The sequence below is a fragment of the Vibrio sp. HM8-C genome (assembly GCF_058630515.1).
The window spans coordinates 140776-162187 of record NZ_JBMMKS010000012.1 but is presented as its reverse complement, the minus strand read 5'-3'; the positions used below and the strand labels follow the sequence as shown (position 1 = coordinate 162187).

Below are 21412 nucleotides of genomic sequence, written 5' to 3'. Positions count from 1 at the left end.
AGAGTTACAGATTACTGTGAGTCATCAAGACCCAAGCTTTGTCTGATAATGGCAAGTTTTGCCGGTTCACCTAACTCCGCAGCGCTTTGCATCGCTCGTGTTGGGGTATGAATAAGTTTGTTGGTGAGTTTGTTGCTCAACTCAACCAAAAGTTTTTCTGGGTCTCCGCCCGCCGCTAAAGCCTGTAAGCTTTTTGATAGCAATTCTTCGCGGATATCATTGGCTGCTTTACGGTAATCACGAATACTATCGACCGCTTGCAGTGAACGCATCCAGCTCATGAAAGCTGCACTTTCTTCACTAACGATAGCTTCTGCTTGAATCGCTTCCACTTTGCGCTGCTCAATATTGCTATCCACAATGGATTGCAAATCATCCACGGAATACAGATAAGCGTCATTGAGGTCGCCAACTTGCGATTCGATATCACGAGGTACGGCGATATCGACAAACAGCATAGGTTGATGGCGACGTTTTTTCAGCGCGCTCTCTACCATACCCTTACCAATTATAGGTAAAGGACTGGCGGTTGAGCTGATAACGATATCGGCAAAATGCAGGTAATCGGGGATTTCATTTAATGCGATTACTTCTGCATTAAATTCTTCCGCTAAACTCATTGCTCGCTCACGAGTACGGTTTGCCACAATAATACGTTTGCAGTTGTGCCCTGCTAGATGTTTAGCCACCAACTCGATGGTTTCGCCAGCACCAACAAGCAGCACTGTTGCATCGGATAAAGACTCAAAAATGTGTTTTGCCAAAGTACAAGCGGCATAAGCCACCGATACCGCACTGCCACCAATTTCTGTTTCAGTACGAACGCGCTTAGCCACAGAGAATGCTTTCTGGAACCATTTATCCAGTGAAGAATCCACGGCATTGTTGTTGCGCGAATCAGCGTAAGCTTGCTTTACCTGACCAAGAATTTGCGGTTCACCCAATACCAGAGAGTCCAGACCACAAGAGACACGCATTAAATGACGAATCGCAGCTTGGTCTTCATGGATATAGAGACTAGGTTTCAAATCTTCTGGGCTGACGTTGTGAAATTGAGTCAGCCATTCGATCAGTTTGTTCTTACTTGATGATTTAACATCACAATAAATCTCGGTACGGTTACACGTCGAAAGAATAACACTTCCGTTAACGTGTGAGTCAGCCGACAACTGGCCAAGAGCCTCAGACAATTTATCTGGACCGAAAGCCACTTTTTCTCGTAACTCAACCGAAGCCGTATTGTGATTGATACCAATAGCAAGCAAGGACATCTATCGAGGATTCTCTGGTAAGAAATGAATTAGGGGCAGAATTTTACTTTATGCCCCTTATGATTGAAAGAGTAACTAGGATTTGTTTTCCCGACTTCGTGATATCAATGATATAGTGATGCCAATTTCACTCACTTTGCCGCACAAATAACGAGCAATTATGATGATAAAACCGCGTATTCTCCTTACCTTCGCTTTTTTGCTGACTCTGTTTGGCTGTAGTTCCACACCAGAGCCGATTGTTGATGTCGAATGGCAAGCTCATCAACAAAAGCTGCAACAAATTCAAACTTATCAAGTGATCGGCAAGATCGGTTACATTTCACCAGAGCAACGTGAATCACTAAATTTCCAATGGCAAAAGTCGCCGAACCAAAGCCAACTTCGTTTAACCAACTTTCTCGGTCAAACCGTATTAAGCCTTTCTATGGATGCCAAAGGCGCAAAAGTGGAAACTTACGATGATCAGAATTTCAGTGCCTCAAATGGTCAGATATTGATTTACCAGCTCACCGGATTGGATATTCCTATCGATGACCTTCAGGACTGGGTTCTCGGTCTGCCAACAAAAGCTGACAACTTTAAGCTCAATGAAAGCAACACATTAGCGTCACTAGACAAAGCGTCGGGTCGACAAAACTGGCATGTCGATTACACTCGTTATAAAGAGTTCGATTGGCAGAACGGCAATATTCCTTTGCCTGATAGAATGCAGTTAACGCAGCAACAAACTTCAATAAAACTTGTTATCTCTAAATGGATACTTACCCAATGATTTTTGGCAAAACCGTTTGGCCATCTCCTGCTAAGTTAAATCTTTTCCTCTACATTACTGGGCGTCGTGACAACGGATATCACGAACTACAGACGCTATTTCAGTTTCTAGACTATGGTGATGACATCACTATAACCGTCAATGAAAGCGGTAAGATTAACCTCACTCCTGAGCTTGAAGGCGTAAAAACGCAAGACAACCTGATTTGGAAAGCTGCTAGCGCATTGCAACAAAAAACAGGATGCTCTTTAGGTGCAGACATTGAACTCAACAAAATTTTACCTATGGGCGGCGGTATTGGTGGTGGTTCTTCAAATGCTGCGACCGTTTTAGTTGCCTTAAACTACCTCTGGCAAACCAACCTAAGTGATGATGATCTTGCTGAAATCGGCTTAGCTCTTGGCGCCGATGTACCCGTTTTCATTCGCGGATTCGCAGCCTTTGCCGAAGGTGTAGGTGAAGAATTAACACCTGTTGAAGCTGAAGAAAAATGGTATTTAGTCGTTCGCCCGAATGTGAGCATCGCAACCAAAGATATTTTCTGCCATCCAGAGTTAACCAGAAATACGCCGAAGCGAGAGCTGTTAACTCTTCTTGACACTCAATACGAAAACGATTGCGAAAAAATTGTCCGAATGCTGTATCCAGAGGTTGATAAGCAACTTTCTTGGCTGCTACAATACGCGCCGTCAAGATTGACCGGTACAGGATCTTGCGTTTTTGCTGAATTTTTGAACAAAAATGAAGCAAAAAATGTTCTGTCCCAACTCCCTGACACTGTCTCAGCGTTTATCGCTCAAGGGCGAAATGTTTCTCCGCTTAAAGAGACACTGGCTGCATACCAAACAGCCAACCCCAATCTAATTAAAAACTGGACGCAACCCCGAGGTTTCCACCGTGCCTGATATGAAGCTATTTGCTGGTAATGCCACACCCGAACTAGCACAACGTATTGCTGAACGTCTATACATTTCTCTAGGAGATGCTACTGTTTCTCGTTTCTCTGATGGAGAAGTCGCAGTACAAATCAATGAAAATGTTCGTGGTAGCGACGTATTTATCATCCAATCAACTTGTAAACCAACCAACGACAACCTAATGGAACTCGTTGTGATGATTGATGCTATGCGTCGTGCTTCAGCAGGCCGTATTACTGCTGTTATTCCTTATTTTGGTTACGCTCGTCAAGACCGCCGTGTGCGTTCTGCTCGTGTGCCAATCACTGCAAAAGTTGTTGCAGACTTCCTTTCTAACGTTGGTGTTGACCGCGTTCTTACTATCGACCTACACGCAGAACAGATTCAAGGCTTCTTCGATGTACCTGTAGATAACATCTTCGGTACTCCAGTTCTTCTTGAAGATATGAAAGCACGTGGTCTAGAAGATCCAGTGGTTGTATCTCCTGATCTAGGCGGTGTTGTACGTGCACGTGCAACTGCTAAAGCACTAGGTGATATCGATATCGCAATCGTCGACAAACGTCGTCCTCGCGCTAACGTTTCTGAAGTAATGAACCTAATTGGTGATGTTGAAGGTCGTGACTGTGTGATCGTAGACGATATGATCGATACAGGTGGCACACTATGTAAAGCTGCAGAAGCTCTGAAAAACCGTGGTGCTAAGCGCGTGTTCGCTTACGCAACTCACGCAGTATTCTCTGGTAACGCAGCGAAAAACATTAAGAACTCTGTTCTTGACCAAGTTATCATCACTGACTCAATTACTCTGTCAAAAGAAATGGCAGCAACAGGTAAAGTGACTCAGCTGACTCTATCGACAATGCTAGCAGAAGCTATTCGTCGCATTAGCAACGAAGAATCTATCTCTGCAATGTTTAACTAATTATTGTTGAACTAAGCATTTAGATAACCTTTCAAAAAAGCGCTTCAGTCACGAAGCGCTTTTTTTATATCTTCCCAATCTTGTTATGCAAATCTGTCCCCAAATTGACTGTGTGGGATAAAGCCTCTCTATTACAGTACTTCAATTCACTCTCATATAGGTCAATTCCGAAACTACTTGCCAGCAAGCTGTTTGAGTTGAAGCGCTCCATTTTTGCCAGTAAGTTTTGCCTCTCCATAAGAGTAACTGCGTGACCTGACTCATTACCGATTGATGTGAGAATGGACTGAATCGAACTGGAGTTAAAAGTGTATAAGATTTTAGCTGTTATATTGGCAGTAGCATTGATGGGATGTACTCCATTAGGCTCGCAACCTGAAAGCCCTGCGCAGTGTGTTGGTGTGATGTCATCTGAAGATGCCTACGGCTACATGAACCCAAACCATTTCACTGTTCAAGTACTTGCTTTAAAACAAGAAAAAGACATCAAAGAGTACATCCGTAATATAGACCCGAATCACCCTGTATGGGTTAACTGGAAAACCAGTCGAGGCACACAATGGTACGCAGTGACCGCTGGTGATTTCGCCAGTAAAGAAGAAGCGCGCAAGGCTATTGATTCTCTCCCTCACGGAGTAAAGCAGTCTGAACCTTTCGTAATTAGTTTTGCCGAAATGAAACAGAAGCAACAAACCAACGTTGTGAGAATGCGCTAGGGAAAAACGCGTAAAACCTCTCTCATTTGTGCCGAATTTGACGAATCCCTTTGAGCCTCGCGCCAAAGGGATTTTTTGTGCTATCATACCGCGCTTTTTCGTTTCCTAAGGGATCCTAGCTTTGAGTCAACCAATTAAATTACTTGTCGGTCTGGCAAATCCTGGCCCGGAATATTCTAGAACACGACATAATGCAGGTGCATGGGTCGTAGAAGAACTGGCTCGTATTCACAATATTACGTTGAAAAATGATCCGAAATACTTCGGTCTGACTGGCCGTATTGTGGTCAATGGCGAAGATTTACGTTTGCTGATCCCAACCACTTTTATGAATTTATCCGGTAAAGCAGTTGCAGCTCTTGCGAAGTTCTACCAAATTCAACCTGAAGAGATCATGGTGGCACATGATGAACTTGATCTCCCGCCAGGTGTTGCTAAGTTCAAAAAAGGCGGTGGTCATGGTGGTCACAATGGTCTTAAAGACACCATAAGCAAACTAGGTAACAACAAAGAATTTTACCGTCTACGGATTGGCATTGGTCATCCGGGACATAAAGATAAAGTCGCAGGTTATGTGTTAGGCAAAGCCCCTGCTAAAGAGCAGGAGCAATTAGATGCAACCGTCGATGAATCGGTTCGTTGCCTCGATATCTTGTTAAAAGATGGTCTAACGAAAGCGCAAAATCGCTTACACACGTTCAAAGCTGAATAAGGTTACAGACATGGGTTTTAAATGTGGCATTGTTGGTCTACCTAACGTTGGTAAATCAACACTTTTCAATGCTCTAACAAAAGCAGGTATCGAAGCGGCGAACTTCCCGTTTTGTACTATCGAACCAAACACTGGTGTAGTACCAGTGCCGGATCTTCGTCTAGATGCACTAGCGAAAATTGTAAATCCTGAGCGTATCCTTCCAACAACAATGGAATTCGTGGATATCGCAGGTCTGGTTGCGGGTGCTTCTCGCGGTGAAGGCCTAGGTAACAAATTCCTAGCTAACATCCGTGAAACTGACGCGATCGGTCACGTTGTTCGTTGTTTCGAGAACGAAAACATCGTACACGTTGCAGGTAAAGTATCGCCAATCGAAGATATCGAAGTGATCAACTTAGAATTAGCAATGGCTGACCTTGATTCTTGTGAACGTGCTATCCAACGCAACGCGAAGAAAGCAAAAGGTGGCGACAAAGACGCTAAGTTAGAACTTGTAGCACTTGAAAAGCTGCTACCAGTACTTACTGAAGGCGGCTCGGCTCGTACAGTTGATTTATCTAAAGAAGAACTAGCAGCAATTGGCTACCTGAACTTCTTAACGTTAAAGCCAACCATGTACATCGCTAACGTTGCTGAAGATGGTTTCGAGAACAACCCGTACTTGGATCTTGTTCGTGAATTCGCGGAAAAAGAGAACAACGTTGTAGTTCCTGTATGTGCTGCTATTGAATCAGAGCTGTCTGAACTAGAAGACGACGAGCGCGAAGAGTTTCTAGCGGATATGGGTATCGAAGAACCGGGTCTAAACCGCGTAATTCGTGCTGGTTACGAACTACTTGAACTTCATACTTACTTCACTGCAGGTGTTAAAGAAGTCCGCGCTTGGACAATCCCTGTAGGTGCAACAGCGCCAAAAGCGGCAGGTAAGATCCACACAGACTTTGAAAAAGGTTTCATTCGCGCAGAAGTTGTCGGTTATGACGATTTTATCCAATTTAATGGTGAAAGCGGTGCGAAAGAAGCAGGTAAATGGCGTTTAGAAGGTAAAGATTACATCGTTAAAGATGGCGATGTAGTTCACTTCCGTTTCAACGTGTAATCTGCAAAATTAACAACTGAACAAAAGCCAACCAACGGGTTGGCTTTTTTATTTTCCCCCTTAATCATGTGAAAGAAACATCAAAATTTGCTGCTATGCAAAAGTAATAAATCTGTTGTTTTGTTGGCACTTTTTGATCACAAACACGCCTCTTTGTTTAAAAAAAAGTCGAACGATGAGTTTAAGGCGATTTATTCAAAAAAACTGTTGACGCTCTGAGAGCAGATCCGCATAATGCGCACCGTTCTCAGCAATAAGGCAACTCATCTTAGAGAACAAAAATTAGGTAATGGCTACGTAGCTCAGCTGGTTAGAGCACATCACTCATAATGATGGGGTCACAGGTTCGAATCCCGTCGTAGCCACCATTTCCTAAGTACTTTTTAGCTAAAATAACTAGCAGAAAGTCTTTAGGAAATAATGCGGAAATGGCGAAATTGGTAGACGCACCAGATTTAGGTTCTGGCGCCGCAAGGTGTGAGAGTTCAAGTCTCTCTTTCCGCACCATTATTCAGATGAGCAATCATCTTAGTAGGTCTATCGCCAAGCGGTAAGGCAGCGGCTTTTGATGCCGCCATCCCCTGGTTCGAATCCAGGTAGACCTGCCACTATTTAATAGTTTCAGTATTTGAAAATTTATTGGAACTCGTAGCGAGTTTATATTATATTGTCTCGCTCAAAAATGATGGCTACGTAGCTCAGCTGGTTAGAGCACATCACTCATAATGATGGGGTCACAGGTTCGAATCCCGTCGTAGCCACCACTTATTCTAATTATTTGCTTACTTTTAATATTTAAGCAGGTAATTTTAGATATCCGAGATGCGGAAGTGGCGAAATTGGTAGACGCACCAGATTTAGGTTCTGGCGCCGTAAGGTGTGAGAGTTCAAGTCTCTCCTTCCGCACCATATTTCTCGATATCTTAAAAGTTTTGCGGAAATGGCGAAATTGGTAGACGCACCAGATTTAGGTTCTGGCGCCGCAAGGTGTGAGAGTTCAAGTCTCTCTTTCCGCACCATTATTTAGATGAGCAATCATCTCTGTAGGTCTATCGCCAAGCGGTAAGGCAGCGGCTTTTGATGCCGCCATCCCCTGGTTCGAATCCAGGTAGACCTGCCATTATTACAACGATTATCTGAAGACCAATATTCAGTTAATCTACAAATTAAGATGCGGAAGTGGCGAAATTGGTAGACGCACCAGATTTAGGTTCTGGCGCCGCAAGGTGTGAGAGTTCAAGTCTCTCCTTCCGCACCATTATTTATTGTTGGCTACGTAGCTCAGCTGGTTAGAGCACATCACTCATAATGATGGGGTCACAGGTTCGAATCCCGTCGTAGCCACCATTTCCTAAATGCTTTTAGCTAAAATAAACAGCAGAAAGTCTTTAGGAAATAATGCGGAAATGGCGAAATTGGTAGACGCACCAGATTTAGGTTCTGGCGCCGCAAGGTGTGAGAGTTCAAGTCTCTCTTTCCGCACCATTATTTAGATGAGCAATCATCTCTGCAGGTCTATCGCCAAGCGGTAAGGCAGCGGCTTTTGATGCCGCCATTCCCTGGTTCGAATCCAGGTAGACCTGCCATTATTTAAGTGTTTTGTTTAAAGAACAAATCATTACAACGATTAATTGAAGACCAATACTCAGTTAATCTACAGATTTAGATGCGGAAATGGCGAAATTGGTAGACGCACCAGATTTAGGTTCTGGCGCCGCAAGGTGTGAGAGTTCAAGTCTCTCTTTCCGCACCATTATTTAGATGAGTAATCATCTCTGCAGGTCTATCGCCAAGCGGTAAGGCAGCGGCTTTTGATGCCGCCATCCCCTGGTTCGAATCCAGGTAGACCTGCCATTATTGAAAAATAGCTGGTTTTAGACGAGTTATTACAACAATTAATTGAACGCCAAATTCAATTAATTTACAGATTAAGATGCGGAAATGGCGAAATTGGTAGACGCACCAGATTTAGGTTCTGGCGCCGCAAGGTGTGAGAGTTCAAGTCTCTCTTTCCGCACCATTATTTAGATGAGCAATCATCTCTGTAGGTCTATCGCCAAGCGGTAAGGCAGCGGCTTTTGATGCCGCCATTCCCTGGTTCGAATCCAGGTAGACCTGCCATTATTTAAGTGTTTTGTTTAAACAACAAATCATTACAACGATTAATTGAAGACCATTATTCAGTTAATCTACAGATTAAGATGCGGAAATGGCGAAATTGGTAGACGCACCAGATTTAGGTTCTGGCGCCGCAAGGTGTGAGAGTTCAAGTCTCTCTTTCCGCACCATCATTATGAAACCCAGCTTAGGCTGGGTTTTGTTTTATCTGTGGCTCCAACCTTACATTTCCTTCATTTGGATTTATTCTTACCCCAGTAAATCTCGACTAACTGATTTAAATAACTTTGGTAGCACCTATATCGTGGATATAAAAAATCCAGCCGAAGCTGGATTTCTATCATTGTACGCATTACACGCTTTTCAACAGTTAACCTATTCGTGGCAAACTACTACCCTAGCAGTGACAATGCTGAATTTGGTGCTTGTTTCGCTTGTGCCAGTACAGTGCTAGACGCTTGGCTAAGAATTTGAGACTTAGTTAGCGCTGTGGTTTCTTTCGCAAAATCTGTGTCTTTGATCCGGCTCTTAGAAGCGTTAACGTTTTCATTGATGCTTTCTAAGTTATTGATCGCATGATTGAAACGGTTTTGGAAAGCACCAAGTTGCGCACGATGGCTATCTACAAATTTCAGAGCAGCATCCACGACAGCTACAGATTGTTGAGCGCCACCAACACTGGTTACATCAATATCTTTAACTGTAACGTCTTTGCCTACGCCAAAACCAAGCTCACTAGCGAGGCTACCTTCAAAGGTCGCTTTGCCTTCAACTTTATCAGCCGCAGTAAACAGTTGTAGCTTACCATCTTCGTCTACAGACGCCTTAACCATGTCTGTTTGACCATTAATGTAAGTGGCTAACTCTTCAATATCATCACCAGTTTTAGCACTAATAGAGATCGTTTTCTCACCGTCATATTTATCATTCAACGTGATAGTGAGATCATTGCTGCCTGATTTAACAGACCAATCTTTATCTTGGCCATTTTCAGCTTTATAGCTCACGCCGCCCATTTTCTCATTGTCACTGCGCATGTTGTTGAGAGACAGCATAACTGCCTCACCGCTGTCAGCGCCAATCTGGAATGATTTAGTATTGAATGTCCCGTTTAACAGCTTACCACCGGCAAAAGACGTTGTTTCCGCTATACGGTTAAGCTCGTCATTCATTGCCGTAATTTCTTCTTGAATCGCTACACGCTCAGCTTTTGAGTTAGAACCGTTTGCTGCTTGCAATGACAAGTCACGAACCCGTTGCAGAATATTCGTTGTCTCATTCATTGCACCTTCAGCGGTTTGGGCAATAGAAATACCATCATTGGCGTTGCGAACGGCAACATCAAAGCCACGGCTTTGCACATTAAGACGGTTAGAGATCTGAAGACCTGCAGCATCATCTTTTGCACTGTTAATCTTTGAACCTGATGACAAACGTTCCATCGACGTTTGCTGTGCAGCGGTGGCACTGTTCAAATATCGCTGTGCTGTCATTGCTGACACATTAGTATTTACGTTCACTGACATAATTGTCTCTCCTAAGATTTTTCTACGAAGCGGAACTTCGATTGCGGCTTCCGACGTCTCGAAAAACCAAAATGTTCTCTCAAAGTTACTTCTAGTAACGGCTTACGAGACAATACCTTTAGAAAAATTAAGGATTTACCGAAAAAATGCGACGCAATTAGCAAAGAAAAATATCGCAAGAAAGAGTGGATGATTAGAGCGTAAGACTTTGCTTAACACGCTGTGAGGCAAGATTTAGATAGGTATAAATAACAGGCAAAAGAAAAGCCCCTTTCCTTTGAGAGAACTGGGGCTGTTTGTGGTAGCCAAGCCATGTGGAGATCAAGAGAAATGAACACATTTAGGCCAACCGGGGCGTATGAGAATTATCCAGTGGCAAGCAGGGTGTAGATTGAGAGAGCCTGCCACTTTCTAATAAACATACTTTGCCAAAGGGTCTTCATTAGCCTACGTCTAGACTTATTAATGAAGAGTCCTAAAACTACTGCAATAGTGAAATTGCAGAGTTCGGCAACTGTTTCGCTTGAGCGAGAATCGAAGTACCCGCTTGTTGCAGAATTTGAGATTTCGTAAGTTGCGTAGTTTCCTTCGCAAAATCGGTATCTTTAATACGGCTCTTAGACGCTTCAACGTTTTCTTGGATGTTCGCCAAGTTGCTAATACTGTGGCTTAAGCGGTTTTGCTTCGCACCCAAATCAGCACGTTGTGAATCTACATATTTCAGCGCCGCATCGATGATGCCAACAGCATTTTGTGAACCACCAACTGTGGTTACATTAATGTCTTGTACTGTTGTGTATTTGCCGCTTTCGGTATTCAAACCAAGTTCGCCAGCAAGACTACCGCCGATGTTGAAATCTTGCGCCAAGTCAGGTTGAGCGATGAAAATCTGTAGCTTGCCATCTTCGTCTACAGATGCTTTAAACACATCTGTTTGACCGTTGATGTAAGTAGCTAGTTCTTCAATATCGTCACCGATTTTAGCTTGAACGTTAACTGTTTGTGGCTCACCGTCTTTACCAGTGAACTCAAATGTCAGCTGGTTAGCATTCGGTGGTACACCCCAATCTTTAGTCTTGCCCTGCTCAGACACGTAAGCCATACCACCCATACGTGGTTCATCAGCACGAATACTGGTTAAACCCATGATGATTGCTTCACCAGAGCTAGAGCCGATTTGGAATGAAGCCTCGCCAAACGAACCGTTAAGTAGCTTACGTCCACCAAAAGAAGTGGTTTCTGCGATACGGTTCAGTTCGTCTTGCAGTGCCGACACTTCTTCGTTAAGTGCTTTACGTTCAGACAATGAGTTTGTGCCGTTTGCTGATTGCAAAGATAGGTCACGCATACGTTGTAGGATGCTGGTTGACTCATTCATTGCACCTTCTGCAGTCTGTGCAATCGAAATACCATCGTTGGCGTTACGCATTGCGACATCTAGACCACGAGACTGAGCTGTCAAACGGTTAGAAATTTGTAGGCCTGCTGCATCATCTTTCGCACTGTTGATGCGGTTACCAGACGACAAGCGTTCCATAGATGTGTTCAGATCACCGGACGCTTTGTTTAGATAACGCTGCGCAGTCATTGCCGACACGTTGGTATTTACATTAATGGTCATAGTTTGCTCTCCTATCGAGTCCGCAAGTATTTTGCGAAGCGGTCAGCTTTACTCTTTGGAAGCACTGACCGTAAATAACTTGCTAAATCTGCAACATGTGCCGACTTAAAAAATTGTTTAATTAACACTTGTATTGATAATTCAATATGTGTGCCAACTTTGAAATTCAGTGTAATTATTTTTTAAACAACTAAATTTCAATCACTTACCAACAACATCACTCTAAATTTATCAGAACAACTATCGAGTCATTGGCAGCGGCAATAATTAGTTGCCGCATACTTGCCGCTTTACTATTGATTAATTCATCATCAATAACCGAAGCGGCAATTGTTCCTTTGTTACTCACATTTCACTTAGCTCATATGGCATTGCACATATGGCATGAAAGTTAGATGTAATTAAAAAGGGTCAAATCTTTGGTTTTACCGAACGCTTGCTGAGATGCTTGCAAAGCTCGGGAGTTTTCGTTGAATTCAATCACCGCTTCTGCGTAATCCAAGTCTTCAAACTGACTTCTTGACTTCGCTAAGCTGATTTTGAAATCTTCATGTTGCTCTTCTTGAATATCTAACGTGCTTAAACTGGCACCGATATTGGTGTGCGACTTGTTCAAATGAATAAAGGCTTTGTGAAGCTCTTCTGTCACTTGATGTAGTTTCGCTGTAGAAGAAGCATCAGAGACTGACTGAGATGAGTACTCAATCGCGTCTTTGAAACTGTCGAAAATGCTGAATGTTTTACGTGGCTCTATGCTGATTGCATCACCTTTGGTGATCTGCCCTTTAATCGCAATAGACAAGCCTTCATATTGAATACCTGTTTTGCCATCAAACTCATCAGCCTGAACAATACTGCCGTTACGCTCTAGTTGATAACCGAACTTGCCGTTCTCCATATCAACAAACGTCACTTTATAAGTGGCAGTATCATCAACATTACTGTTGGTCGCACGCTCAAGCAGCAACTCAGAACCTTCTTGTAATGCATAGTTCGGTTCATAGTCGCCAAATGGGTTATCGATCTCCATGAAGATCTTGCTACCAGGCGTGTTAAATGGGATTTCTAAGCTGTTAGAGATCTTCATTTTTCTCTGATAGTCATCACCGGAGTACGTTACGTTCCCAGCGTTATCACGGAAAAACGGCTGATTCTTTGGCTTAGTACCGGCAAAGATATAGTTGCCCATCTCATCCTGAACGTTTGCCAGGTTGAGGAAGTTATTGGAGATCTCTTGGATTTGACGAGCTATCGCACCACGGTCTTCAGGTGAAAGAGAACCGTTAATCATTTCCATAACGTTACGCTTCGCTTTATCAGCAAATTCTTCCGCATTACTGACGATGACTTCTTGGTGTTCTAAACGGTTTCGAACCAAAGTAATCGCATCCAAGTACTGACGTAGCTGCTCTTCTTGCTGAGAAACGTTTTGAATGTAGTGCGTCGCTAACGGGTTATCCGATGCGGACAACAGCTTTTTGCCAGACGCAAGCTGCGCTTGGTTATGATGAACTTTCGATTCCTGACGACGCATGTCGTTTTGAACAGATTGATAGTTATGGAAGCTAGAAATTCGAGTTAACATTCATTCTTCCTCCTATCTCAACTGCAAAATGGTATTGAACGTATCGTTCGACGCTTGGATGATTCGAGACGAAGCCATATAGGCTTGCTGAAACTTCATCATATTTGCCGCTTCTTCATCCAAGTTGACACCTGATACAGAAGCAATACGTTCTTGTGCAGACTGCTTTTCTAATCGAGAAACGTCAGTCAAGCGTGATGCCGTTGACAATTTCAGACCAAAATCAGTATTGAGGTTATGGTACAAATCGATGATGGTTGAGTTGTTGTCGTTCATCTCTTTGTTGGTCTGAATGTTGATCATTTTACGTAAGTTGCCGTTGTCACCTTCTGAAGCAACAAGGTTTGCCGTAAATTTGTCATCCGGCAACGCACCGCTAGTCAACTCAAAAATCGTACCTTGTACTTCAACAGGTCCAGACGGTGGATAATCTTGCGGCTCTAGCAAGATGTTTCCTTTGGTATCGGTAACGGCAAACTGATCGCCTAGTGGAGACACAACAACTTCAAACTCGCGCACAGCCCCCGCTTCAAGGATTTTGAATTTCGCTTTGCCTTGAGCCAAAGTAGTCGAAGCTTCATAACTCTGAGCGGCAATTTTTGCCGGGTCATTTGTCACTACTTTAATGTCTTTTGCGCCATTGCGAGTTGGGCGCAAAATAACGCGCTCACCGGTTTTTGGATCATTGTTGATTTGAATACGCATGCCATCGAAATAGATATTGCCGCGAGATTCCTGAGCTACGACCTGCTCACCGCTTGGACGCGTAATAACATAATCGCTACCGTTGTATGAGAGCGAATACTCACCGCCATCAAGCTGGCTAAGATCGTCGATATAAACGGCAAGATCGGCTTTTGAATCGGCTGGTGTAACAACACGATCCCGAGCGGCAACATCTGAGTTCACATCAGTAAAAATGTTGTGCCCAACATCACCACGTAGATCCAAACCTTGCCACTGTAACTTGTTCACTTCATATGAGAATGATGTAGCCAAACGGCCGATTTCATCCATTACATAAGGGATGTGTTCATCACGCATATCCATCAGTGCGCCAATTTTGCCGCCAATGTCTTTTGCCGTAATAGGTTTAATACCATTGCCTTCAACCATAGCGAGACGACGTTGCTTCACGTCAGGATAGCCATCCATCATCTTTAACTGGCTTGCTTCTGTACCTGAAACCAAGGTGTGACCATTACCAATATGAATGTTAAAACCTTCCGCGTTTTTACGAGGAGTTACGGTTACATTGGTGTATTCAGAAAGCTCTGCCACTAGTTTTTCATGCTGGTCCATCAAATCGTTATGTGGACCGGGAACTTTCATCATCAAGCGCTGCAAATCACGGATTTCAATCGCGATTTGGTTAATACGCTCAATACCGACATCCAAACCTTTGTTGGTTACATCAAACTGACGACGAACGGTTTCGTGGAAATCATTGAGGTTTTGAGAGATTAGGTTCGCTTTCTCCAACACCACTTTACGCGCACCCACATCGTTTGGAGAGTCGGCTAAGGTCTTAGCCGCATCAAACCATTCGTTTAGGTTTTCTGGAATTTTCTTAGATGCTACAGAGGAAAGCAGTTTGGATAGCATATCCAGATTCTGCTCGGTATCACTCTTGAATGCGTACTCGGAAGTGGCAATGTTCAGCTCTTTAACGGCAAACTGATCCCATGAGCGGCGAACATTGTCCACATGAACGCCCATACCATAGGTTTGTCCGCCGTATTGGCGAGGCATATTGGTCCCTTGGATCACAGACTGACGGCTGTAACCCTCTGTATTAACATTAGAAATGTTATGACCTGTTGTATTGAGTTGTCTCTGAGCGGTTAATACGCTTTGCGTACCCACATTCAGAAGATCAGACGCCATACTGCCCCCAAAAACTATAAAAACATCAGTGTTTACTGACTCTCTACAGGGTATAAAGCAACATGTATGCCAATTTCATTTGTTAGATATAACTCAAGGAAATATAAAGAAGAATTAATTGTGAGGATAAATTTTGAGTGGAAAAAAGCCGGAGAAATTTCTCCGGCTAGCATTGCTTATAACTCGCCCATCTGGTCGATTTGAGATTTCACTCTTAACACTTTGTCTGCGTATTGAGGATCCGTCGCGTAACCCGCTTTATGAATTCCTCGAATGAAGTCTTCGTTACTACCTTGATGATTAAGAGCGGTATTGTAACGAGGATTTTTTTCTAAGAATCGAACGTAATCGTTAAAACTGTCTTGGAAAGAGCTGTATGAACGGAACGCTGCTTTTTCCATTACTGGCGTATTCTGATGATATTCCAACGTTTGTGTAGCAACCTTATTACCATGCCAGCTGCGATCCGCTTTGATGTTAAATAGGTTATTACTGCTTCCACGGGAATTCTTAACCACTTTCTGCCCCCAGCCTGTTTCTAAAGCCGCTTGAGCAATTAACAGCGAAGCATCAATACCTAACGCTTTAGCCGCTTTATCAGCATAAGGTTTCAATGAAGAAACAAACGAGCGCGGAGATTCAAAATTGGCGACCGACTCTGGCTGCTCATTTAAGGATTCATTAGCAGCAGAGACACCTTTAACCATGGCTAGATCATTTTCATCCGTAGCTTCTGGTTGATTTGCCGCAGCTTCGCGAGAACGCTCTACACGGCGCATCGCTTCTTGGAAGCCATCTTCACCTCCAGCTTGAGAATTCTCGCCAGCAGAGAGCTGAGCCACAATCATATCCGCTAAACCCAGCGAACCCGATGAACTCAATTCACTAGTCATCTGCTCATCAAGCATTTGGCGATAAAAATCTTCGTTTTGACTGTTGAACAATTCCGATTTAAAACCGGAGTTTGCATCACGCATCGACTTCAACATCATATTGGTAAAAATCGATTCGAATTGACGAGCTGCCGCAGTCAATGCTGCTTTTTCTGAACCTTCATCACCGCCTACAGCCTGCTTACGCAGTTTGTCGAGACTTGCAATGTCGTGGATAAAACCAATATCGTTCGAGTTATTAATCATCTTAATCCCCTTAGATAATGATCAGTTGGCCTTCAATAGCACCCGCTTGCTTGAGTGCTTGCAAGATTGCCATCAGGTCAGAAGGTGCCGCGCCAACTTCGTTTACCGCACGAACGAGCTCATCTAGAGTCACACCAGGCTCAAGTTTGAACATCTTGCCCTGCTTCTCTTCCACTTCAATTGTAGAGTCAGGAACCACAACCGTTTGACCACCAGAAAAAGCGTTAGGCTGACTTACATTCAAATTCTCTTTGATCGCAACTGTCATACCACCATGAGTGACTGCCGCTGGTTTCAAGCGAACATGCTGACCAACAACAATAGTACCTGTGCGAGAGTTAACAATGATTTTTGCTGAACCGTCCGCAGGATTGAAGTCTAGGTTTTCAATCGCAGAAAGAAACGCTACACGTTGGCTAACATCACGAGGGGCGCGAACACGCACAGAAGCTGCATCAATAGCAGATGCCATTTGAGGGCCAAGGAAATCATTTACTGCATCGGCCATGCGTTGTGCTGTTGTGAAATCGGATTCAAGTAAATTGAAGGTAATAAAGTCTCCACGACCAAATGGCGTCGGAACTTCACGCTCAACGATCGCGCCACCGGAAATCATCCCAACGGCTGGGTTGTTACCCACCACTTTTGAACCATCGGCACCAGAAGCACTAAAACCACTGACCACAAGATTGCCTTGAGCCACAGCGTAAACCTGACCATCCAGACCTTTTAGGAATGTTTGCATCAATGTACCGCCTCGAAGGCTTTTAGCTGAACCGATAGAAGATACCGTGATATCCACTGTTTGACCTTGCTTAGAAAACGCAGGCAAATCAGCCGTCACGATTACAGCGGCAACGTTTTTGGTTTTTGGTTTTGTGCCAGGTGGCAATTGAATGCCGAAGCTTTGCAGCATGGCATTAAAGCTTTGATCGGTAAAAGGCGTAGACTCGCCCGTTCCCGGCAAGCCAGTCACCAAACCGTAACCCACCAATTGGTTACTACGCACACCTGCTACTTGAGCAACATCTTTGATGCGAGCAGCGTTAGCGCTTGCTGTTACTAGCATCATCAATAACAAAGTGAGTTTTTTCATAGTGGGTTACCATTAACTTTAGGTCTGCCGACCTGAATTCTAAAAAACAAATGAGGCCAATTAGGCCTCATCGATATCAACTTAATTCTGTCAATTCTTCGACTGTGGAGCTTAATCTACAGTGAGACATTAAAAAATCGTGCCAAGAATCCAGGTTCTTGCATATCTTGGTTAGTTCCGGTACCAGAATATTGAATTCGAGCATTAGAAATACGAGTTGAAGCAATGGTGTTATCAAAATCAATATCGTCAGGACGGATGGTGCCGCTTAGACGAATGTATTCATCACCAGTGTTCAAAGTTAACCATTTCTCGCCACGAATCACTAAGTTACCGTTAGCCAGCACCTCAATCACTTCGACAGTAATCGAACCAGAAATACTGTTGCTTTGGTTGGCTTCAGCACTGCCACTGAATTTATTGTCATTTTTCAAAGCGTAAGAGAAGTTGTACTCGCCGATGGTTAAATCTTTGCCGCCCACGGCTAAAGGATCCATCGAAGCATCATTCGATTTATTCAGATCTGCATCAGCACTCTTTGCCGCTTTAGTTTTCTCATCCAAATTCACCGTAATGATGTCACCGATGCCACGAGGCTTCGAATCGTCATATAGGCTGGTAGAGTTTGCGAGGTTAAATAGTGATCCTGTCTCTGCCGCATAATGCTCAGGTTTTGCTTTAGGATGAATGGGAGCCCACGCAGGGTCACCGGCAACCGGATCTGTACGTTTACGTAGCGTATCAACAATACCTGAATCAGTGTCAGCCGATTTATCGCCTTCAACTGCATCCACTACCGTAGTACCGGCAGTGACATCTGAGGTTTCGATCTCTTCTGGAAGTAGTCCACAGCCAGATACCGTCAAAACAAAAATTAGGCTAAGTAAACGTTTCATCATCACTATCTCTCAATCACTCTTTATGAACCAAACTGACCGCTATTAGGTTATAGCTGTTGGTTCGCATAGCTCATCATCTTGTCTACCGCAGAGATCACTTTTGAGTTCATCTCGTAAACGCGTTGAGCTTCAATCATGTTGACCAACTCTTCTGTTACGTTAACGTTTGAGCTTTCCAACATCGATTGACGAATACTGCCTAAGCCATCTAAACCCGGTACACCTTCTTGAGGGTCACCACTTGCCCCTGTCGGCAAGTAAAGGTTCTGACCAATCGGCTCTAGACCGCCTGGGTTAATGAAATCTACCGTCGTGATCTGACCCAAGACTTGGTTGTCTTGCTGACCACGAATACGTGCTGAGACTTCACCGTCATTGCCGATAGTGATTGAGATAGCGTCTTGTGGAACCACGATTTCAGGATCTAGTGGATAGCCTGCGCCTGAAGTCACAATCACACCTTCATCATTCAGAGTGAATTGACCATTTCGCGAATAACCGATGTTGCCATCTGGCATCAGGATTTGGAAAAAGCCATCCCCTTCGATCATCATATCGAGGCTGTTGGTTGTGGTTTGTGCGTTACCGTTAGTGTGAACTTTTTGAGTTGCCACTACTTTAGAACCTGCACCTAACATTAAGCCACTTGGTAACTCAGTATTTTGCGATGACTGGCCGCCAGGTTGGTTAATGTTTTGATAGAACAAATCTTCAAACACGGCACGGCTTTTTTTGAAACCAACCGTCGAGGCGTTCGCTAAGTTGTTCGAGATCGTAGCAATATTGGTTTGCTGCGCGTCGAGGCCTGTTTTACTTACCCATAATGCCGGCTGCATACTAATTTCCTTTCAATTGGTTAGCTCATACGAAGCAGAGAGTCGGACGATTTATCCATATCTTCTGCCGTGCTCATCATTTTGACTTGCATTTCAAACTGACGCTGTAACTCGATTAGGCTGGTCATTTCACCCACCGCATTGACGTTACTGCCTTCTAAGGCTCTGGTCAGAATTTTCACATTGGCATCTGCGTCGTATGCCGCGTTTGGATCTTTCGCTCGGAAAAGACCGTTTACATCTTTGTATAAATCTTGGTTATTTGGACGAACAAGTTTGATGCGGTCAACAATTTCCATAGCATCTGCCGGAGCACCTTGTGGGCGGACAGAGATGGTGCCATCGTTGCCGATTTCAACTTTTGCCACAGGTACCGGCAAAGTAATAGGCGCACCCGTTTCACCGAGCACCAAATGACCATTGCCGTTGAGCAAAAGACCAGTCTGGTCAATCTGTAGGTTACCGTTACGAGTTAAACCCTCAGAGCCCGTTTTATCTTGCACGGCAATCCAACCATCACCTTGAATCGTTACGTCCAAATCACGTCCCGTTGTGATCACGCTGCCTTGCTGGAAGTTGTTTCCAGGGCGCTCAGTCATGCTGAACACTCGGCTAGGCAGACCATCACCGTATGCTTGCATCGAACGAGCTTGCGCTAAGTCAGCACGAAAACCAGTTGTGCTTACGTTGGCCAAGTTATTCGCTCTTAGCTGCATAGCTTGCATATTTTGCTTTGCACCACTCATGGCGAGAAACAATGCACGGTCCATAATTTGCTCCAAAATTCATCTGTTAGAATTCATAAAGCAATAGGTGTGCCAAGTTTTATTTTGGATATAAAACAGGATATTAGAGTATATAAATGAGGAGTTAAGAGAAGAGTTGCCGCGGCAATGTGGCAAACTGGCAATCCTATCAAGCCAGCGTTGCCGCTGGCTTGATAGACCAGATGATCATATATACGAAGTTCGTATTATCGAATCTGCAGGATGTTTTGTTGTAGCTGGTTGTGAACTTCAAGCGCACGTGAGTTTGCTTGGAAGTTACGCTGAGCTGAGATTAGGTCAACGAGCTCTTGGGTCATATCAATGTTGGATTGCTCTAGAGTACCGTTGTTGATTGTACCGAAAGAACCTTTATTTGATTCACCCCAGATCTTGTCACCAGAGAACTGAGTTGAATCCCATTGAGTACCACCTTTCTTGTCTAAACCTTGTTCGTTAGAAACACGTACTAACGCAACTCGGCCAAGAGTGATGTTTTCACCGTTCGAGTATGTACCTAACACACTACCGTTTTCATCGAAGTCGATCTTAGTTAAGAAACCCGTTGTCGCGCCATCTTCATCGAACTTAGTCAATTCGAATGGTGCTGCAAACTGAGTTGCCGTACCTAGACCAAAGGAGAGTGTTTGTGTAACGTCTGCGCCGTTTAGGTTAATAGGGTTAGCACCTGTACCTAGTGGGTCAGAAACAATTGGCTGCCCGTTGTTCAAACTTGCTAACGTACCATCGTTATTAAACTTCATGGTGTGACCAACATGACCAGTAGGCGTTGCAGCATCACCACCAGTGATGTTTAGTGGCTTCTCACCTTCTTTGTCCGTCACTGTGTAATAAGTTTGCCACGTGTTTGACTGACTTTGGTCTTTCAAATAGTACGTAGTTAACTTATACGACTGGCCCATTGAGTCATAAATAGTCGATGACGTTGAGCGGTTGTAAGTTTCAGGGTCATTGTAATCAAACAGCGCTGGATCTTTCAGTTCGCCGTTTGCAGGTAGGTTTACACCAACCTCAATGTTTGCCGTTTGTTTTGGTTTACCAAACTCAGCTGGAATGTTCAGTGGCTGTGGCTCATAAGAAAGCACATCACCCGTATCAGGGTTTACCTGGTAGCCCAATAAGAACTCATCATTCGACGTTACCATGTAATTGTCTTTGTTCAGGTGGAAAGCACCGTTACGCGTCAATTCATTTTGCTGTGGAATGAGACGATCTTTAGATACCGCGAAAAAGCCTGTGCCCGAAATACGTAGATCCATTGGGTTATTCGTATAGATACTTGAACCTTCGTGGAACTGTTGGGCAACTTTATTCGCTTGAACACCGCCACCAGGAGTGGTTTTAGCGTTGGTAAATAAAGAACTTGAGTAAACATCACCAAACTCAGCACGCGACTCTTTAAAGCCGAATGTGTTTGCGTTCGCAATGTTGTTACTGGTTGTGTTCAGGTCTAACTGAGCTGCGGATAAACCGCTAAGAGATACATATGACATTCCAAATTC

General features: G+C 43.9%; 17 protein-coding genes and 16 tRNA genes. 22 read left to right on the top strand and 11 right to left on the bottom strand.

All coding sequences use genetic code 11. From position 1 onward, the window contains the following. Positions 1 to 11: 11 nt before the first annotated feature. Positions 12 to 1271 carry a glutamyl-tRNA reductase gene (gene hemA / locus ACOSVQ_RS14815; protein WP_491983268.1) on the bottom strand — a complete coding sequence of 420 codons (1260 nt, stop codon included), beginning with the start codon at positions 1269 to 1271 and terminating at the stop codon, positions 12 to 14. Between the two features lie 160 nt (positions 1272 to 1431). Here hemA and lolB point away from each other — a divergent pair, with 160 nt between their 5' ends. From lolB to ACOSVQ_RS14705, 22 genes are all read left to right on the top strand, one after another. Next, positions 1432 to 2046, top strand: coding sequence for a lipoprotein insertase outer membrane protein LolB (gene lolB, locus ACOSVQ_RS14810; RefSeq protein WP_491983267.1), 615 nt, complete (start codon positions 1432 to 1434; stop codon positions 2044 to 2046). Further along, a complete protein-coding gene (gene ispE, locus ACOSVQ_RS14805) occupies positions 2043 to 2951 on the top strand; it encodes a 4-(cytidine 5'-diphospho)-2-C-methyl-D-erythritol kinase (RefSeq protein ID WP_491983266.1) in 909 nt (302 codons plus the stop codon). The genes lolB and ispE overlap by 4 nt, the downstream gene beginning before the upstream one ends. Further along, positions 2944 to 3888, top strand: a complete 945-nt coding sequence (locus tag ACOSVQ_RS14800; RefSeq protein WP_102940907.1) for a ribose-phosphate pyrophosphokinase — start codon at positions 2944 to 2946, stop codon at positions 3886 to 3888. The genes ispE and ACOSVQ_RS14800 overlap by 8 nt, the downstream gene beginning before the upstream one ends. A gap of 308 nt (positions 3889 to 4196) precedes the next feature. Continuing rightward, positions 4197 to 4604, top strand: coding sequence for an SPOR domain-containing protein (locus tag ACOSVQ_RS14795; protein WP_491983265.1), 408 nt, complete (start codon positions 4197 to 4199; stop codon positions 4602 to 4604). A gap of 121 nt (positions 4605 to 4725) precedes the next feature. Further along, positions 4726 to 5316 (top strand): aminoacyl-tRNA hydrolase, encoded by a 591-nt coding sequence (gene pth / locus ACOSVQ_RS14790; RefSeq protein ID WP_491983264.1) that lies wholly within the window; start codon positions 4726 to 4728, stop codon positions 5314 to 5316. A gap of 10 nt (positions 5317 to 5326) precedes the next feature. Further along, positions 5327 to 6418, top strand: coding sequence for a redox-regulated ATPase YchF (gene ychF, locus ACOSVQ_RS14785; RefSeq protein WP_491983263.1), 1092 nt, complete (start codon positions 5327 to 5329; stop codon positions 6416 to 6418). A gap of 291 nt (positions 6419 to 6709) precedes the next feature. Next, positions 6710 to 6786, top strand: a tRNA-Met gene (locus ACOSVQ_RS14780). A 54-nt stretch (positions 6787 to 6840) separates the two neighbouring features. Continuing rightward, a tRNA-Leu gene (locus ACOSVQ_RS14775) sits at positions 6841 to 6925 on the top strand. A gap of 26 nt (positions 6926 to 6951) precedes the next feature. Next, positions 6952 to 7026 (top strand) — tRNA-Gln (locus ACOSVQ_RS14770). Positions 7027 to 7105: 79 nt separating this feature from the next. Next, positions 7106 to 7182: transfer RNA gene (locus ACOSVQ_RS14765), tRNA-Met, on the top strand. 60 nt (positions 7183 to 7242) lie between these two features. Continuing rightward, a tRNA-Leu gene (locus ACOSVQ_RS14760) sits at positions 7243 to 7327 on the top strand. Positions 7328 to 7352: 25 nt separating this feature from the next. Next, positions 7353 to 7437, top strand: a tRNA-Leu gene (locus ACOSVQ_RS14755). Positions 7438 to 7463: 26 nt separating this feature from the next. Continuing rightward, a tRNA-Gln gene (locus ACOSVQ_RS14750) sits at positions 7464 to 7538 on the top strand. Between the two features lie 53 nt (positions 7539 to 7591). Then, positions 7592 to 7676, top strand: a tRNA-Leu gene (locus ACOSVQ_RS14745). A gap of 12 nt (positions 7677 to 7688) precedes the next feature. Next, positions 7689 to 7765, top strand: a tRNA-Met gene (locus tag ACOSVQ_RS14740). Between the two features lie 53 nt (positions 7766 to 7818). Beyond that, a tRNA-Leu gene (locus ACOSVQ_RS14735) sits at positions 7819 to 7903 on the top strand. 26 nt (positions 7904 to 7929) lie between these two features. Beyond that, positions 7930 to 8004, top strand: a tRNA-Gln gene (locus ACOSVQ_RS14730). Positions 8005 to 8086: 82 nt separating this feature from the next. Beyond that, positions 8087 to 8171 (top strand) — tRNA-Leu (locus ACOSVQ_RS14725). A 26-nt stretch (positions 8172 to 8197) separates the two neighbouring features. Next, positions 8198 to 8272, top strand: a tRNA-Gln gene (locus tag ACOSVQ_RS14720). 81 nt (positions 8273 to 8353) lie between these two features. Then, positions 8354 to 8438: transfer RNA gene (locus tag ACOSVQ_RS14715), tRNA-Leu, on the top strand. A 26-nt stretch (positions 8439 to 8464) separates the two neighbouring features. Then, positions 8465 to 8539: transfer RNA gene (locus tag ACOSVQ_RS14710), tRNA-Gln, on the top strand. A gap of 82 nt (positions 8540 to 8621) precedes the next feature. Then, a tRNA-Leu gene (locus tag ACOSVQ_RS14705) sits at positions 8622 to 8706 on the top strand. 222 nt (positions 8707 to 8928) lie between these two features. Here ACOSVQ_RS14705 and ACOSVQ_RS14700 read toward each other — a convergent pair. The 10 genes from ACOSVQ_RS14700 to flgE form a co-directional block, all read right to left on the bottom strand. After that, positions 8929 to 10062, bottom strand: a complete 1134-nt coding sequence (locus ACOSVQ_RS14700; RefSeq protein WP_491983262.1) for a flagellin — start codon at positions 10060 to 10062, stop codon at positions 8929 to 8931. A 481-nt stretch (positions 10063 to 10543) separates the two neighbouring features. Next, on the bottom strand, positions 10544 to 11683 hold the full coding sequence (locus tag ACOSVQ_RS14695) for a flagellin (RefSeq protein WP_491983261.1): 1140 nt from the start codon (positions 11681 to 11683) through the stop codon (positions 10544 to 10546). Positions 11684 to 12074: 391 nt separating this feature from the next. After that, positions 12075 to 13268 carry a flagellar hook-associated protein FlgL gene (gene flgL, locus ACOSVQ_RS14690; RefSeq protein WP_491983260.1) on the bottom strand — a complete coding sequence of 398 codons (1194 nt, stop codon included), beginning with the start codon at positions 13266 to 13268 and terminating at the stop codon, positions 12075 to 12077. 12 nt (positions 13269 to 13280) lie between these two features. Continuing rightward, positions 13281 to 15155 (bottom strand): flagellar hook-associated protein FlgK, encoded by a 1875-nt coding sequence (gene flgK / locus ACOSVQ_RS14685; protein WP_491983259.1) that lies wholly within the window; start codon positions 15153 to 15155, stop codon positions 13281 to 13283. 176 nt (positions 15156 to 15331) lie between these two features. After that, positions 15332 to 16294 (bottom strand): flagellar assembly peptidoglycan hydrolase FlgJ, encoded by a 963-nt coding sequence (gene flgJ / locus ACOSVQ_RS14680; protein ID WP_491983258.1) that lies wholly within the window; start codon positions 16292 to 16294, stop codon positions 15332 to 15334. 10 nt (positions 16295 to 16304) lie between these two features. Continuing rightward, positions 16305 to 17390 (bottom strand): flagellar basal body P-ring protein FlgI, encoded by a 1086-nt coding sequence (locus ACOSVQ_RS14675; RefSeq protein ID WP_491983257.1) that lies wholly within the window; start codon positions 17388 to 17390, stop codon positions 16305 to 16307. Positions 17391 to 17506: 116 nt separating this feature from the next. Further along, positions 17507 to 18286: a flagellar basal body L-ring protein FlgH gene (flgH, locus tag ACOSVQ_RS14670; RefSeq protein WP_491983283.1), complete on the bottom strand. Its 780-nt coding sequence runs from the start codon at positions 18284 to 18286 to the stop codon at positions 17507 to 17509. Positions 18287 to 18336: 50 nt separating this feature from the next. Next, positions 18337 to 19125 carry a flagellar basal-body rod protein FlgG gene (gene flgG, locus ACOSVQ_RS14665; RefSeq protein WP_491983256.1) on the bottom strand — a complete coding sequence of 263 codons (789 nt, stop codon included), beginning with the start codon at positions 19123 to 19125 and terminating at the stop codon, positions 18337 to 18339. Positions 19126 to 19145: 20 nt separating this feature from the next. Next, on the bottom strand, positions 19146 to 19895 hold the full coding sequence (gene flgF, locus ACOSVQ_RS14660; RefSeq protein WP_491983255.1) for a flagellar basal-body rod protein FlgF: 750 nt from the start codon (positions 19893 to 19895) through the stop codon (positions 19146 to 19148). Positions 19896 to 20098: 203 nt separating this feature from the next. Continuing rightward, complete coding sequence (flgE, locus tag ACOSVQ_RS14655) at positions 20099 to 21403, bottom strand: flagellar hook protein FlgE (RefSeq protein ID WP_491983254.1); 1305 nt, start codon at positions 21401 to 21403, stop codon at positions 20099 to 20101. Between the last annotated feature and the right edge of the window lie 9 nt (positions 21404 to 21412).